Raw genomic sequence first — 15347 nt, forward strand, 5'->3', positions numbered from 1 at the left:
ACTCCGCGCGGCTGCCGGGGCCCGTCGCGGGCGGCTCAGGCCAGGCCCGCTTCCTTCATCTGACGCAGTTCCTTCTTCATCTCGGTGACCTCGTCGCGCAGCCGGGCCGCGATCTCGAACTGCAGGTCGGCGGCGGCCGCGCGCATGCGCTCGGTCATCTCCTCGATCTGCTCGGCGAGCTCGGTCGCGGGACGGTCCGTGGGCACCGTCGCCTTGCCCTTGGCGGACTTGGCCGCCTTCGTGGACTTCGCGCCCTTGGCGGCCGGGTCGCCGAGTGACGGCACCGGGGCCTTGGCACCCTTGCCGTCCTTCTGCTTGCGATAACCGGATCCGAGCAACTGTTCGGTGTCGATCTCCTCGCGGGCGATCTGGGCGACGATGTCGTTGATCTTCTTGCGCAGCGGCTGCGGGTCGATGCCATTGGCCTTGTTGTAGGCGATCTGCTTCTCCCGGCGGCGGTTGGTCTCGTCGATGGCCCGCTCCATCGCCGGAGTGATCTTGTCGGCGTACATGTGGACCTGGCCGGAGACGTTGCGCGCGGCGCGGCCGATGGTCTGGATCAGCGAGGTGCCGGAACGCAGGAATCCTTCCTTGTCGGCGTCGAGGATCGCCACCAGGGACACCTCGGGCAGGTCGAGTCCCTCCCGGAGGAGGTTGATGCCGACCAGGACGTCGAACTCACCGGAGCGCAGCTCACGCAGCAGCTCGACGCGGCGCAGGGTGTCGACGTCGCTGTGCAGATAGCGCACCTGGATGCCGAGTTCCACGAAGTAGTCCGTAAGGTCCTCGGCCATCTTCTTGGTGAGCGTGGTGACCAGGACTCGCTCGTCCTTCCCGGTGCGCTCCCGGATCTCGTGCACCAGGTCGTCGATCTGCCCCTCGGTGGGCTTGACCACGACTTCCGGGTCGACCAGGCCGGTCGGGCGGATGATCTGCTCGACGACACCGTCGGAGCGCGACATCTCGTATGCGCCGGGGGTGGCCGACAGGTAGACGGTCTGGTCGATGCGCTCCTGGAACTCCTCCCACTTGAGGGGACGGTTGTCCAGGGCGGAGGGCAGCCGGAAGCCGTGCTCCACGAGGGTGCGCTTGCGAGAGGCGTCGCCCTCGTACATGGCACCGATCTGCGGGACGGTGACGTGCGACTCGTCGATGACGAGCAGGAAGTCCTCCGGGAAGTAGTCCAGCAGGGTGTTGGGCGGGGAGCCGGGCGAGCGGCCGTCGAAGTGCATCGAGTAGTTCTCCACGCCGGAGCAGCTGCCGATCTGGCGGAGCATCTCGATGTCGTACGTCGTACGCATCCTCAGGCGCTGCGCCTCCAGGAGCTTGCCCTGCTTCTCCAGCTCGGCCAGTCGCTCCCCCAGCTCCTTCTCGATGTCGTTGACGGCCCGCTCCAGGCGCTCGGGGCCGGCGACGTAGTGGGAGGCCGGGAAGACGTACAGCTGCCGGTCGTCGCTGATGATCTCGCCGGTGATCGGGTGCAGCGTCGACAGCGCCTCGATCTCGTCGCCGAACATCTCGATGCGGACGGCCAGCTCCTCGTACACCGGGAAGATCTCGATGGTGTCGCCGCGGACCCGGAAGGTTCCGCGGGTGAACGCCATGTCGTTGCGGGTGTACTGGATGTCCACGAAGCGGCGCAGCAGCTCGTCCCGGTCGATCTCTTCGCCGACCCGGAGCGGAACCATCCGGTCCACGTACTCCTGCGGAGTTCCCAGGCCGTAGATGCAGGAGACCGAGGCGACCACGACGACGTCACGGCGGGTGAGCAGCGAGTTGGTCGCCGAGTGGCGCAGCCGCTCGACCTCCTCGTTGATCGAGGAGTCCTTCTCGATGTACGTGTCGGACTGCGGTACGTACGCCTCGGGCTGGTAGTAGTCGTAGTACGAGACGAAGTACTCGACGGCGTTGTTCGGGAGCAGCTCACGGAACTCGTTGGCCAGCTGCGCGGCCAGCGTCTTGTTCGGCGCCATCACGAGCGTGGGGCGCTGGAGCTTCTCGATCATCCACGCGGTGGTGGCGGACTTGCCGGTGCCGGTCGCGCCGAGCAGGACGACGTCCTTCTCACCGGCCTCGATGCGTCTGGCCAGCTCGGCGATGGCCGTCGGCTGGTCACCGCTGGGCTGGTAGGGACTGACGACCTCGAAGGGCGCCACCGTGCGTTCGATGTGGGAAACGGGCCGCATGCAACCAACCGTACGACCCCGCACTGACAACGGGGCCTGATCAGCGGTTCTGCGGGGTGCGGAAGGCTCGGTCCCCCTGCGGCCGGGCCGGCTCCGGAGTCAGGCGGCGGCGAGGGTGGGGCACGACGCCGGCCGGGACGCCCGGTTTGCGGTCGACGCGCGTCACATCGGGCTTGCCCATGACCACCATCGGGTCGAACATCACCACGACACCGGCGAGGAGGAGGAAGGCGAGAGGGCCGATCAGCATGGGCGCGAGCAGGGAGGCGGGCGAGTCACCCGCGGGCGTCCCGGACGTGCTGTGCAGGTGGACGCTGAGGGCGGCCATGCCGGTGTAGTGCATGCCGCTCACGGCGAGCCCCATGACGAGGCTCGCCCCCACGCTCCACAGGAAGCCCCGTACCTGTCCGGCAGCCCACAGGGCCGCGGTGGCGGCCACGACCGCTATCACCACCGAGGCGGCGACGGTGAACGTGTTGTACTCGAGCGTGCCGTTGAGGCGCATGCCGGCCATACCGAGGTAGTGCATGGAGGCGACGCCCAGACCGGTGATCGTGCCGCCGGTGAACAGGGCCGTGCCGGTGGCGCCGCGGTAGCCGACGATGAAGATCCCGACGCCGACCATGACGATGGCCAGGCCGAGGCTCGCGAACGTCAGCGACTTGTCGTAGTGGACCGGCGTCTCCTTGACGGTGAAGCCCATCATCGCGACGAAGTGCATGGTCCATATACCGGAACCGATCGCGGCCGAGCCGAGGGCCAGCCAGGCGGGGCGCCAGGAGTGCGCCACCAGCATGGACCGCGTGGTGCAGCGCAGCCCGAGGGCCCCGCCGAGGCAGGCCATCAGATAGGCCACCAACGGGGTGACGACCCCGTAGCTGAAACCGTCGACCGTGCCTTGCATGCGCGGCTGCCCTTCCGCCTCTTGCGTTCCGGAATCCGTGACAAGCGCCCCCGCCCCCTGGACCGCTCCGGCGGTCAGGTGTGTCGCAGAGAGTATGACCCGCACCGGAATGGTCGAACGATTTTCCGGCAAAGAAACACAGCCTTGCCCCACTTGTGCCGCACCAGTGAGCGGACTTGGGCAACTCCGTTCAATCTGTGGGCATCGTGCGCCCCGGCGCTGTTTACTCTGTGCTGTCAGGCTGGTGCTGTCCGTATTCGCGGGCATCCGCTCGACGCGAGGAGTACGCATGCACGCGCGCGAAGTCGCCGCCACGACCACCGCACTCCTGGTGGCGGTGGCCCTGCTGACCCCCGTCTCCCATGCGCGGTCCGACGACGTCGGCGGGCACCCGGGGATCATCTCCCACCGGGGTGCCTCCGCCTACGCGCCGGAGAACACTCTGCCCGCCATCGACAAGGCGGCCGCCCTCGGCTTCTCCTGGGTCGAGAACGACGTCCAGCGCACCAGGGACGGCCGGCTCGTGGTCATCCACGACGACAGCCTCGCGCGCACCACGAACGTGGAGGACGTCTTCCCCGGCCGGGCGCCGTGGAAGGTGAAGGACTTCACGGCCGCCGAGATCGCCCGGCTGGACGCGGGCAGATGGTTCGGCCCCGCGTACGCGGGCACGCGCGTGCCGACGCTGGAGGAGTACATGCGCCGGGTGGAGCACAACCACCAGAAGCTGCTCCTGGAGATCAAGAACCCCGAGCTGTACCCGGGTATCGAGCGGCAGACCCTGAAGCTCCTGAGCAACGAGGGCTGGCTGGACCAGCGGCATCTGGGACGGCTGATCGTGCAGAGCTTCAGCGCGGACAGTCTGCGGATCGTCCACGACCTCCAACCCGGTCTGACGACCGGCTTCCTCGGCAGGCCGTCGGTGGGCAGCCTGCGTGAGTACGCCGATTTCACCGACCTGATCAACCCCTCGCACGGGTCGATCGACAGCGGCTACGTCGCCGCCGTGCACACGTTCCGAGGGCCGCACTGCAGGCCCCTCGGTGTGTTCGCCTGGACCGTCGACGACGCGGCCACGGCCCGGACCGTGGCCCGCTACGGCGTCGACGGCCTGATCACGAACAAGCCGGACGTGGTGCGGGCGGCGCTGAACGGCTCCTGAACCGCGAGCGGGTCGGGGGCGTTGTCGGTGGGGGGTCGTACGGTGGGGCGCATGGACAGCCATGGGCAGTACGAGCAGCGGGTCGTTTGGGCCGTCGTCGGTACCGACATCGGCCCGTTGCTGCTGGTGGCGACCGGCGAGGGCCTGGTCAACGTGGTGTTCCACGCCAGCGACGCGGTGCGCGACCGGGCGCTGGAACGGCTGGCGGGCAGGCTGGGCACCGAGCCCGTCGAGGCGCCCGGCTCGCCCCTGCTGGCCGAGGCGATACGCCAGGTGCGGGCGTACTTCGCGGGTGAGCGGCACGACTTCGAGCTGCCGTTGGACTGGGCGCTGACATCCGGCTTCAACCGGCAGGTGCTGCGCGAGCTGGCCGCGGTGCCCTACGGCACCGTCGTAGGGTACGGCGACCTGGCCGGGCGGGTGGGACAGCCGGGCGCGGCGCAGGCTGTGGGGGCGGCGATGGGTGCCAATCCGCTGCCGGTCGTCGTTCCGTGCCACCGCGTCGTCGCGAGCGACGGCGGGATCGGCGGCTTCGGGGGCGGGCTGGAGACCAAGCGGAAGCTGCTCGCCCTCGAGGGTGTCCTGCCCCAGCCGCTGTTCTGACCGGAAGCCGCCTCCACAGCCCGCAAGCGTTTATCCGGGTGACGCGCCCGCCAGAGATGAGGAGGGGGGACGGACCGACAGGAGGCAGGCGCGTGGTGCTGGTGGTGTCCGAGGAAGTACGTGAGGCGATCGACGCGCGTCGACCCGTGGTGGCGCTGGAGTCCACGATCATCGCGCACGGGCTGCCCCGCCCGCGCAATCTGCAGGTGGCCCGGGAGCTGGAGGCAGCCGTACGACAGGAGGGCGCCGTACCCGCGACGATCGCCGTGCTGGACGGCCGGCCCCGCGTGGGACTCGACAAGGAGCAGCTGGAACGGGTCGCGAACGAGGACGGGATCCGCAAGCTGGGCCACCGTGACCTGCCCCTCGCGGTGGCGGCCGGGGCGAGCGGGGCCACCACGGTGTCGGCGACCGCGCTGCTCGCGGCGCTGGCGGGCGTCCGGGTGTTCGCGACGGGCGGGCTGGGCGGCGTCCACCGGGAGTGGACCGTGACGCAGGACGAGTCCGCGGACCTGGGGCTGCTGGCGCGGACGCGGATCACCGTGGTGTGCGCGGGGGTGAAGTCGATCCTGGACGTGCCCGCCACCCTGCAGCGCCTGGAGACTCTGGGCGTGGCCGTCGCCGGATACGGCACCGACCGCTTCCCCGGCTTCTACCTGTCGGACTCCGGGCATCGCGTCGACTGGACGCTGGACACCCCGCAGCAGGTCGCGGAGGCCATGCGGGCGCAGGACGGTCTCGGGGTGCAGGGCTCCGCGCTCATCGTCGCCAACCCCGTCCCGGAGGGGGAGCAGTTAGATCCCGGGCTGCACTCGCGGGTGCTCGGCGACGCGCTGCGGGCGTGCGAGGAGGAGGGCGTCACCGGTCAGGCGGTCACCCCCTTCCTGCTCGACTACCTGGTCCGGCACACGGACGGGGCCTCGCTGGCCGCCAACCTCGCGGCGGTGCGCGGAAACGTCCGGCTGGCGGCGCGGATCGCTGCGGCGTGGACGCGGGGGTGACGGCGGACGGCGACGGGGCCCTGCTGGTGGTGGGGGACGTCGTCACGGACGTCGTCGCCCGGCACCGGGGGCCGCTCGCCGCGGGCACGGACACGGCGGCCGTGATCCGGACGCTGCCGGGTGGGGCGGGCGCCAATGTGGCCTGCTGGGCCGCCCACACGGGCTGTGCGGACGTACGGCTGCTGGGGCGGGTGGGTGAGGACGCGGCGGCGTGGCACGAGCGGGAGCTGGTCTCGGCGGGGGTGCGGCCGCGGCTCGTCGTCGACCGGGAGGCGGCCACCGGGACGGTGGTCTGCCTGGTGGACACGGGGGCGTCGGCCGAGCGTACGTTCCTCACGGACAGCGGCGCGTCGTTGCGGCTGGAGCCGGCCGACTGGTCCGACGCGTTGCTGCGGGGGGTCGCCCGGCTGCATCTGTCGGGCTACCTGCTGTTCTCCGAGACCAGCCGGGCGCTGACGGCGGTGGCCATGGAGGCGGCGCGTGCGCATGGAGTGCCGGTGAGTCTCGACCCCGCCTCGGCGGGCTTCCTCAGGCGGCTGGGGGTGGAACGGTTCCTGGCACTCACCGAGCAGGTGGACGTGCTGCTGCCGAGCCGGGACGAGGCGGCCCTGCTGACGGGGTTGCCGGATCCGGTGGAAGCGGCGGCGAAGCTGAGCCGCCATGTCCCGCTGGTGGTGGTCAAGGCCGGCGCGGACGGTGCGCTGGTGGCCCGGTCCGGCACCGTGCTCGCCCGCGTCCCGGCCGCGCCGGCGACGCCGAGGGACTCCACGGGCGCCGGGGACGCCTTCACCGGCGCGTTCCTCGCCTCGCTCGTCGCGGGCGCGGCCCCCGAGGAGGCGGCGGTCGTGGGCTGCCGGGCGGGGGCGCGGGCCGTGGAACGGGTCGGCGGCAGACCACCCGCACCCGGCTGACGGCACCGGACCGGCGTACCGCCCCGACCTGCCCGGCGCGACGGTCTACTCCTTGCGCCCCCACGCCGAGATCATCGGTGCCGTGGCCAGGTCCATGGTGCCGGAGGCCACGTTGGACAGGTGCCGGTCGATGTCCTCGTCGGTGGCCAGACCCGCGGCCACCAGCTGTCCGCGGATCTGGCGGACGGTGGCGGACTCCAGTGCGGTGCCGGCGGGTGAGGCGAGGGGGAAGCGGGCGTCGGCCTGCACGTCGCGCAACCCGGCCTCGCGGAGCAGGCGGGGCAGCTTGCGGCCGTACGACAGGTCGGCGCCACGGTCGGCCAGCAGCTTGCGGAAGCCGTGCCGCAGCCGGTTGGCGAGCTCCTGCTCGGGGCCGTACTCGTCGGGGCAGGGCAGGGGCTGCAGGGCCGCATCCGCGTCCTCGACCAGGAGCCGGCCGCCGGGCCGCAGCGCGCCGGCCATGGACCGCAGCGCCCTCTCCCGGTCCCGCACGTGGACGAGGACGAGCCGGGCGTGCACCAGGTCGAACCCCTCCCCCGGCGGCTCCTCCGCGCCGACGTCGTGGACGCGTACCTCCACCGGCGGGCGCGCGGCCGCCGCGACCAGCGAGACGTCGATGTCGGTGGCGACCACCTTGCCCGTCGGGCCGACCTTCTCGGCCAGCCAGGACACCACGGAGGTGCCGCCGGCCCCCACTTCCCAGCAGCGCATGCCGGGGCCGATGCCCAGTGCCTCGAGATGGCGGAAGGTGGTGGGGTCGAAGAGGGCGGTGAAAGCGTCGAAACGCTCCCCCGCTTCTCGCTGCCGGTTGTCGAGGAGGTACTCGTCGGATCGCGTCATGCCGCGATCATCCAACGTCTTGTCCACAGCCGGGAACAAAGCGGAAGCAGTCGTTTCCACAGGCTTGCCCGCGGATGACGCCCGGCTGGCAGACTGGCCCGGCAAGGCGCGGCGGCGTTGCGCGGGGAGAGCCACGCAAGGAGATCCGGATGTCCATGGCAGGGAATCTGCGGAAGGTCAGGGGCCTCGGCAGTGTCGGCGGTCTGCGCAGGATGGCGCAGCTGGCCCGGCGGCGGCCGAAGGTGGACCTGAGCCATCCCGCGCGCTCCCCGCTGGGCTCCTCGGTGGTGAACTGCGTGACGTACCGGGACGGCGTCCGGGTTCCCGGGGACGGCGATCTGGTGGATGTCGTGGAGCGGGTGCGCAAGAAGGGCGACGGCTTCGTCTGGCTGGGCCTGCACGAGCCCACGGACCGAGAGTTCGCCGGCATCGCCGAACTGTTCGACCTGCATCCGCTGGCGGTCGAGGACGCGGTCGAGGCCCATCAGCGGCCGAAGCTCGAGCGGTACGACGAAACGCTCTTCGCGGTGTTCAAGACGGTCTGCTACGTCGAGCACGAGAGGCTGACCGCGACGAGCGAGGTGGTGAACACCGGCGAGATCATGGTGTTCGTGGGCCACGACTTCGTCATCACCGTGCGGCACGGGAGGCACGGCTCGCTCGGCCCTCTGCGCGAGGAGCTGGAGTCGGATCCGCAGCAGCTCGCCAAGGGCCCGGCGGCCGTTCTGCACGCCATCGCGGACCATGTGGTCGACGACTATCTGACCGTCACGGACTCGGTGCAGGAGGACATCGACCAGGTCGAGACGGACGTGTTCGCGGAGAACGGCGCACGGGTGGATCCGGGGCGCATCTACCAGATGAAGCGGGAACTGCTGGAACTGAAGCGAGCCGTTGCTCCTCTGGGCCGCCCCATCGAGGATCTCGCGACCCGGCCGATCAGAGTGGTCGCCCCGGAGATACAGGCCTACTTCCGGGATGTCCTCGACCACCTGATGCGGGCCAAGGAACAGATCGCGTCCTTCGACGAACTGCTCAACTCCATCCTGCAGGCGCACCTCGCGCAGGTGACGGTCGCCCAGAACGAGGACATGCGGAAGATCACGGCCTGGGCGGCGGTGATCGCCGTACCGACGATGGTGTGCGGCGTGTACGGCATGAACTTCGATCACATGCCGGAGCTCCACTGGCGGTTCGGCTACCCGATCGTCATAGGCGTCATATCGGTGGCGTGTCTGGCGCTGTACCGCGGTTTCCGGCGCAACGGCTGGCTCTGACGCCGGCCGCCGGGCGGGTCAGCCGTTCCACGCCGGGTGCCTGGGGTCGTCGGCGCGTACCAGCACGTCGGCCGTCCCTGCGGGGTCGGTCTCGGCCGTGTAGCGCTCGAAGGCGGGCAGCGTCCATTGGTCGGCCTCGGGAGTACGGCGGCGCAGGGCGCCCGGGGAGAGGAGGACGTGGACGGTCAGGTCGAAGGGGAACCAGTGCCGCAGGAGGAGGGGGCCGTGCAGCAGCAGGAGACCGCCGGGCGGGAGCTGGACGTGGGCACTGCGGGTGGCGCGGTCGGTTGCTGGATCCCACAGGTCGGGCAGGACACGCCCGGTGCCGCCCGGTTCCAGCGGGCCGAAGACCTCCCGCCACAGGGCGCCGGTGTCGCACCAGCCGCTGTAGTAGGACTCCACGTCCCGCCTGCCGTGCTCCAGCCGGAGCGAGGCCGGGCGCAGGAAGCCCTCGCTCCCCACCAGCAGCGAGGGGCGACCGCGCACCCGCAGGGCGTCCCCGACGCGTTCGGCGAGATCTCCCGGGCGGGCCGCCGGAGCCCCGTCGAAGGCCACGCGTGTCCAGGAGCCGCCGTCGGTGGGCTTCAGCTCGGCCAGTCGGTCGGCGAGCAGCTCACCGAGCCGTTCCCAGGTGATCGCTTCGAGTCGCACAGGGCCCATGATGCCGCGCGGTCCCACCTCGACGACGTGGCAGCCCGGACCGCAGCGGGAAGGAAGCGGATATGGTCCGACTCGCAACCACCCCGCCGAGCGGCGGACTTCTCGTCGTCCAGCCCCTCAGGCGCAAGCACTGCGCCGCGTGCCGGCGCGGGCCGGTGCCGCTGCTCGTGCTGGAGGAGGGTGTGCCGCGCTGCCTCGACTGTGCCGACCTCGGGCACCTGGTGTTCCTGCCGCGCGGCGACACCGCGCTGACGCGCAGGTCCCGTGCGGAGAGCGCGCTGTCCGCCGTGGTGGTGCGCTACAACCGGCGCAAGAGCCGGTACGAGCGGCAGGGTGTCCTCGTGGAGGAGGAGGCGTTGGCGCGGGCCGAGGAGCGGTGCCTGGCGGACGCGGAGGCACGGCGGCGGCGCCGGGCACGGGACGCGCGGCGCAGGGCGCTGGAGGACACGCGGTTCGCCGAGGCGTTCGCGGCTCGGATACTGCGGCTGTTTCCGGGTTGCCCGGCCGAGCGGGCCCGGGCGATCGCCGTGCACGCCTCCCTGCGGGGAAGCGGGCGTGTCGGGCGGAGCGCGGCCGGGCGGGCGCTGACCGAGGGGGCGGTGGTCTCGGCGGTCGCGGCGTCCGTGCGGCACCTGGACACGCCGTACGACCGGCTGCTGATGAGCGGGGTTCCGCGCCATGAGGCGCGGCGGCGGATCTCGGCGGCCGTGGAGACGGTGCTGCGCGGATGGCGCGCGGCCGGGATCGATGTCGGATGAGATGGGACGAGCCGCCGGGCCGGCCGGTGGCGGGCGGCGGTCGTGGCGGGCGGGCGGCGACGGTGACCGGTTCGGGACGGGAGGTGGGTTGAGCATGATCGACGGGCCTTACCTGGTGCTGGTCGTGCTGGGTGTGCTGGCGACCGGGCTGGTGGCCGGGGTCTTCTGCGGGTTCTCGACGTTCGTGATGCGCGGGCTGTCCGCGCTGCCGCCCGCGCAGGGGGTCGCGGCGATGAACGCGATCAACGTGGCGGCGGTGGCGCCCGCCTTCATGATCCTCTTCCTGGGGTCGGCCGTACTGTGTGCCGTGATCGCCGTGGTGACCTTCGTGCTGTGGCCCGACGACGGGAAGGTGGAACTGCTGCTGGGCAGCGCGCTGCACCTGTTCGGCTCCTTCGGACTGACCGTGGTCGCGAACGTGCCGCGCAACGAGACGCTGCTGCGGCTGGAACCGGGCACTGCGGAGGCCGCCGCGTACTGGCCGACGTACATACGCGAATGGACCTTCTGGAACCACCTGCGCACGGCCGCCTCGGCCGCCGCCGCACTCGTGTACGCGCTGGCTCTCACCTGAGGAAGGCCTCCGGAAGCCGGGGAGAAAGCGCTGTCCCACCCCTCTGCGGGCAGCGGGGAGGGGACGTAAAGTGGCCGAAAGAGTGTGCCGCCCGATGACGCACGGCCTGTCCTAACGCCCGAGCAAGGAAGACGGCCATGGCCGATCCCAAGGGTTTCATGAAGACGCCCCGCCAGGAGTGGCCACGCAGGCCGGTCGCGGAGCGTGTCCAGGACTGGGACGAGGTGTACGTCCCGGGCGCCCTGCTGCCCATCATCAGCAAGCAGGCCGACCGCTGCATGGACTGCGGCGTCCCCTTCTGTCACGAGGCGTGCCCGCTGGGGAACCTCATCCCCGAGTGGAACGACCTGGTCTCCCGCGAGGACTGGCGGGCGGCGAGCGACCGGCTGCACGCCACGAACAACTTCCCCGAGTTCACCGGTCGGTTGTGTCCGGCGCCCTGCGAGTCGGGGTGTGTGCTGGCGATCAACCAGCCGGCCGTCACGATCAAGAACGTCGAGTGCGCGATCGCCGACCGGGCCTGGGAGGAGGGTTTCGCGCCGCCGCGGCCTCCGGAGCGGCTGTCCGGGCGGACCGTCGCGGTGATCGGTTCGGGTCCGACGGGTCTGGCGGCGGCCCAGCAGCTGACGCGGGCCGGGCACACCGTCGCCGTGTACGAGAGGGACGACCGGCTCGGCGGGCTGATGCGCTACGGCATCCCCGAGTTCAAGATGGAGAAGCGGCATCTGGAGCGGCGGCTGGAGCAGATGCGTGCCGAGGGCACCAAGTTCCGTGCGTCCACTGCGGTCGGGCGGGACGTCGACGCGGCCGAGCTGCGCGCGCGGTACGACGCCGTCGTCATCGCCACGGGGGCCACGGCATGGCGGGAACTGGACGTACCGGGCCGCGAGTTGGCCGGGATACACCAGGCGATGGAGTATCTTCCGCTGTCCAACCGGGTGTGCGAGGGCGACCTGGAGGTGTCGCCGCTGTCCGCCGCCGGGAAGCACGTGGTGATCGTGGGCGGCGGTGACACGGGCGCCGACTGTCTGGGCACGGCGGTGCGGGACGGGGCGGCATCGGTCACCCAGCTGGACATCTACGCCCAGCCGGGCGCCGAGCGCGACGAGTTCACCCAGCCCTGGCCGACGTACCCGAAGATCTACCGGATGTCGGCCGCGCACGAGGAGGCGCGCGACCTGGAGACCGCCCCGGTCGCGGACGCCGACGCCCGGCTGTTCGCAGCGTCGACGCTGCGCTTCGGCGGCGACGCCGACGGGCACGTGCGGTCGCTGCACCTGGTCGATGTGGACGCGCTGCGGCGGCCGCTGCCCGGCACCGGACGGAGCATCCCCGCCGACCTCGTGCTGCTCGCGCTCGGTTTCTCCGGGCCCGACCGTGAGGACGGCCTGGTGGACCAGTTGGGGCTGACACTCGAGCCGCGCGGCACGATCGCCCGGGACGCCGGCTTCGCGACCGGCGTCCCCGGTGTGTTCGCCGCCGGGGACGCCGCGCGCGGGCAGTCGCTGATCGTCTGGGCGATCGCGGAGGGGCGGGCGGTCGCGGCGGCCGTCGACCGCCATCTGACGGGAGCTTCGCGGCTGCCGGCGCCGATATCGCCGTACGACCGCCCCATGACGGTGTGAGCCGTACGGCGGTGTGGGCGGCGGGCCGGTGCGAGCCGTCGCGCGGCGTCAGCGGCGCCGCTCGTCCGTCCCGGCCACCTTGGCCGTGGACAGGGCCACCCGGTTCCATGTGTTGATCGCGAAGATCAGGGCGAGTACGTGGGCCAGTTCGGTCTCGTCGAAGCGGGCCGCCGCCTCGGCGTAGACGTCGTCGGGGACACCGCCGTCGGCGACCAGGGTGACCGCCTCCGTGAGGGCGAGCGCCGCCTGCTCCTTCTCGGTGAAGAAGTGGCGGGCCTCGCGCCACACGGCGACCATGTGCAGCCGGTCCTCGCTCTCGCCCGCCTTGCGGGCGTCATTCGTGTGCATGTGCAGGCAGTAGGCGCAGTGGTTGAGGTGGGAGCTGCGGATCTGGATCAGCTCGACCAGGGCGGGGTCGAGGCCCTCGCGGGCGGCGGCGTCGAAGCCGATGAGGGCGCGGAAGGCCTTCGGGGCGGCCTTCGCGAAGTCGAGGCGGGTACGGGCCGGGGTGTTCGTGTCCGTCGTCATGCCCTTCAACCTACGGGCCGGAAAGACCACTTGTAGGGTGCATTTCCATGACGGAATCATGGGTCAATTCCGCGGAGCGGATCGGTGTCGACCTGCATCTGGAGCTGCCGGGAACGGGCGGACGCCGGGCGGCGCTGATCGCGGCGCTGCGGGACGCCGTGGCGGACGGGCGGCTGCCTCCGGGGACGCGGCTGCCGCCGTACCGCTCCCTCGCCGCCGACCTGGGCGTGGCCCGCAACACGGTCGCGGACGCGTACGCGGAGCTGGTGGCGGAGGGCTGGCTGACCGCGCGCCAGGGTTCGGGCACCCGCGTGGCCGAGCGCGTCCAGCCGCTGCGGGCCGCACGGACGCCGAAGAAATCGCCTCCACGCGCGCGTGGAGCACGGCACGACCTCCGGCAGGGCACTCCGGACACGTCGGCCTTCCCGCGGGCGGCCTGGGCGGCGTCGTACCGCAGAGCGCTCCAGGCCGCGCCCAGTGAGGCGTTCGGGCCGGGGGACCCCGCCGGGCGGCCGGAACTCCGGGAGGCGCTCGCGGAGTATCTGGCGCGCTCGCGTGGCGTGCGTACCGAGCCGGGCCGGATCGTGATCTGTTCCGGTTTCGCGCACGCGCTCCGGCTGCTCTTCGGGCAGGGGCGGACCGGCGGCGGTGGGCTGCGCGGTCCGCTCGCGGTGGAGGCCTACGGGCTGTGGTTCCACCGGCAGCTGCTCGCGGCGGCCGGGGTGCGGACCGTGCCGCTCCCCCTCGACGAACACGGTGCCCTGGTGGACCGGTTGGGGCGTGAGCGGGCCGTGCTGCTCACGCCCGCGCACCAGTTCCCCACCGGCGGGCCGCTGCACGCCGAGCGCCGGGCCGGCGTCATCGACTGGGCACGCGCGAGTGACGGGGTGGTCCTGGAGGACGACTACGACGGCGAGTTCCGGTACGACCGCAAGCCCGTCGGCGCGCTCCAGGGCCTCGACCCCGAACGGGTGATCCTCGTCGGCTCGGTCAGCAAGAGCCTGTCGCCGGCGCTGCGGTTGGGGTGGATGGTCCTGCCGGAACGGTACGTCGACGCCGTGCTCGCGGCGAAGGGCGAGCGCGAGGCGTGGGCGAGCGTCCCGGAGCAGCTGGCGCTGGCCGGCTTCCTCGCCTCGGGGGCGTACGACCGTCATGTGCGGCGCATGCGGCAGGGCTACCGGCGCCGCCGGGACCGCCTCGTCGAGGCGCTCGCCGCGCACGCCCCGCACATCCGGGTCACCGGCGTCGCGGCCGGGCTGCACGCGGTGCTGCGGCTGCCGCCCGGCACCGAGGCCTCCACCGTCAAGGCGGCGGCCTGGCACGGAGTCGCCCTGGACGGGCTCGGCGCGTTCAGGCACCCGGAGACGGACATGACTGCCCCGGACGGCCTCGTCGTGGGCTACGCGACACCGCCGGAACACGCGTACGCGGCGGCAGTGGACGCGTTGTGCGCCGTACTGCCGCCGCCGTGACGGAGGCGGGACCTACGCCTTGCGTGCCACCGCGCCGTACCCCGGGATCACGCCGTCGTCCTGCCCGGGGACCGGGTCGCCCAGCTCCGGACGCCACTTGTGGACGATCTCGACGCCGGGATCGACCAGTTCCAGGCCGGTGAAGAAGCGGGCGAACTCCTCACGGGAGCGCAGCGCGAGTGTGACGCCCGCCGCCTTGAGTTTCTCGGTGGCCGCCGCGGACTCCTCCGGGGTGAAGTCGGCGGTGGCGTGGGTCATCACCAGGTAGCTGCCGGACGGCAGTTCGGACAGCAGCCGGCGGACCAGCTCGTGCGCGCCGTCCTCGTCGGAGACGAAGTGCAGCAGGGCGACGAGCGAGAGCGCGACGGGTCGGCCCATGTCCAGGACCTGCTTGGCGCCCGCCATGATGGCGGCCGGGTCGCGCACGTCGGCCTGCAGGTACTCCGTGACGCCCTCGTCCGTGCCGCGCAGCAGGGCGGCCGCGTGGGCCAGCACGATCGGGTCGTTGTCGCAGTAGACGACGCGGGAGTCCGGTGCGATCCGCTGGGCGATCTGGTGCAGGTTCGGTTCGGTCGGGATGCCGGTGCCGACGTCCAGGAACTGCCGTACGCCCTGCTGGGCCAGCCAGCGCGTGGCTCGGTGCATGAACGCGCGGTTGACCCGGGCCATCACCGGCACCCTGGGGTCCAGGGCCAGCATCTGCCGGCCCATCTCCTCGTCGACGGGGTAGTTGTCCTTGCCGCCGAGATACCAGTCGTACATGCGCGCGGGATGCGGCCTGCTGGTGTCGATCTGGACGGCGGTTGTGGGGTCCTGCCCGGTCATGAGGCACTCCGTAAGCTTCTG

At 71.8% G+C, this 15347-nt stretch carries 15 protein-coding genes; 9 read left to right on the top strand and 6 right to left on the bottom strand.

Annotated features, from left to right (window positions below; all coding sequences use genetic code 11):
- Positions 1-35: 35 nt before the first annotated feature.
- A complete protein-coding gene (uvrB, locus tag ACWC21_RS03850) occupies positions 36-2186 on the bottom strand; it encodes an excinuclease ABC subunit UvrB (RefSeq protein WP_450877817.1) in 2151 nt (716 codons plus the stop codon).
- Between the two features lie 40 nt (positions 2187-2226).
- On the bottom strand, positions 2227-3090 hold the full coding sequence (locus tag ACWC21_RS03855; protein ID WP_450877819.1) for an MHYT domain-containing protein: 864 nt from the start codon (positions 3088-3090) through the stop codon (positions 2227-2229).
- Between the two features lie 289 nt (positions 3091-3379).
- On the opposite strand from ACWC21_RS03855, the gene ACWC21_RS03860 reads away from it, so the two are divergent.
- The 4 genes from ACWC21_RS03860 to ACWC21_RS03875 all read left to right on the top strand — a co-directional run bounded on the left by ACWC21_RS03860 (position 3380) and on the right by ACWC21_RS03875 (position 6767).
- On the top strand, positions 3380-4252 hold the full coding sequence (locus ACWC21_RS03860) for a glycerophosphodiester phosphodiesterase (RefSeq protein ID WP_450877821.1): 873 nt from the start codon (positions 3380-3382) through the stop codon (positions 4250-4252).
- Between the two features lie 51 nt (positions 4253-4303).
- Positions 4304-4855, top strand: a complete 552-nt coding sequence (locus ACWC21_RS03865) for a methylated-DNA--[protein]-cysteine S-methyltransferase (RefSeq protein ID WP_450877823.1) — start codon at positions 4304-4306, stop codon at positions 4853-4855.
- A 92-nt stretch (positions 4856-4947) separates the two neighbouring features.
- A complete protein-coding gene (locus ACWC21_RS03870; protein WP_450877825.1) occupies positions 4948-5856 on the top strand; it encodes a pseudouridine-5'-phosphate glycosidase in 909 nt (302 codons plus the stop codon).
- Positions 5841-6767: a carbohydrate kinase family protein gene (locus ACWC21_RS03875; protein ID WP_450877827.1), complete on the top strand. Its 927-nt coding sequence runs from the start codon at positions 5841-5843 to the stop codon at positions 6765-6767. The genes ACWC21_RS03870 and ACWC21_RS03875 overlap by 16 nt, the downstream gene beginning before the upstream one ends.
- A gap of 45 nt (positions 6768-6812) precedes the next feature.
- Here the strand turns inward: ACWC21_RS03875 and ACWC21_RS03880 are convergent, their stop codons facing one another.
- Positions 6813-7607, bottom strand: coding sequence for a methyltransferase domain-containing protein (locus tag ACWC21_RS03880; protein ID WP_450877829.1), 795 nt, complete (start codon positions 7605-7607; stop codon positions 6813-6815).
- Positions 7608-7756: 149 nt separating this feature from the next.
- Between ACWC21_RS03880 and ACWC21_RS03885 the strand changes: the two genes are divergently transcribed.
- Positions 7757-8884: a magnesium and cobalt transport protein CorA gene (locus ACWC21_RS03885; protein ID WP_450877831.1), complete on the top strand. Its 1128-nt coding sequence runs from the start codon at positions 7757-7759 to the stop codon at positions 8882-8884.
- An 18-nt stretch (positions 8885-8902) separates the two neighbouring features.
- On the opposite strand, the gene ACWC21_RS03890 is transcribed toward ACWC21_RS03885, so the two are convergent.
- Positions 8903-9544: a uridine kinase gene (locus tag ACWC21_RS03890; RefSeq protein ID WP_450877833.1), complete on the bottom strand. Its 642-nt coding sequence runs from the start codon at positions 9542-9544 to the stop codon at positions 8903-8905.
- Positions 9545-9606: 62 nt separating this feature from the next.
- On the opposite strand from ACWC21_RS03890, the gene ACWC21_RS03895 reads away from it, so the two are divergent.
- The 3 genes from ACWC21_RS03895 (at position 9607) to ACWC21_RS03905 (ending at position 12501) form a co-directional block, all read left to right on the top strand.
- Positions 9607-10302 carry a DUF2293 domain-containing protein gene (locus ACWC21_RS03895; protein ID WP_450877835.1) on the top strand — a complete coding sequence of 232 codons (696 nt, stop codon included), beginning with the start codon at positions 9607-9609 and terminating at the stop codon, positions 10300-10302.
- A gap of 94 nt (positions 10303-10396) precedes the next feature.
- Positions 10397-10876: an anthrone oxygenase family protein gene (locus ACWC21_RS03900; protein WP_450877837.1), complete on the top strand. Its 480-nt coding sequence runs from the start codon at positions 10397-10399 to the stop codon at positions 10874-10876.
- 137 nt (positions 10877-11013) lie between these two features.
- Positions 11014-12501: a glutamate synthase subunit beta gene (locus ACWC21_RS03905; RefSeq protein ID WP_450877839.1), complete on the top strand. Its 1488-nt coding sequence runs from the start codon at positions 11014-11016 to the stop codon at positions 12499-12501.
- A 48-nt stretch (positions 12502-12549) separates the two neighbouring features.
- Here the strand turns inward: ACWC21_RS03905 and ACWC21_RS03910 are convergent, their stop codons facing one another.
- Positions 12550-13029, bottom strand: coding sequence for a carboxymuconolactone decarboxylase family protein (locus tag ACWC21_RS03910; RefSeq protein ID WP_450877841.1), 480 nt, complete (start codon positions 13027-13029; stop codon positions 12550-12552).
- Between the two features lie 47 nt (positions 13030-13076).
- Between ACWC21_RS03910 and pdxR the strand changes: the two genes are divergently transcribed.
- A complete protein-coding gene (gene pdxR / locus ACWC21_RS03915; RefSeq protein ID WP_450877843.1) occupies positions 13077-14501 on the top strand; it encodes a MocR-like pyridoxine biosynthesis transcription factor PdxR in 1425 nt (474 codons plus the stop codon).
- Between the two features lie 12 nt (positions 14502-14513).
- Here the strand turns inward: pdxR and ACWC21_RS03920 are convergent, their stop codons facing one another.
- Complete coding sequence (locus ACWC21_RS03920) at positions 14514-15326, bottom strand: SAM-dependent methyltransferase (RefSeq protein WP_450877845.1); 813 nt, start codon at positions 15324-15326, stop codon at positions 14514-14516.
- Between the last annotated feature and the right edge of the window lie 21 nt (positions 15327-15347).

The organism is Streptomyces sp. NPDC001348, from assembly GCF_053597535.1.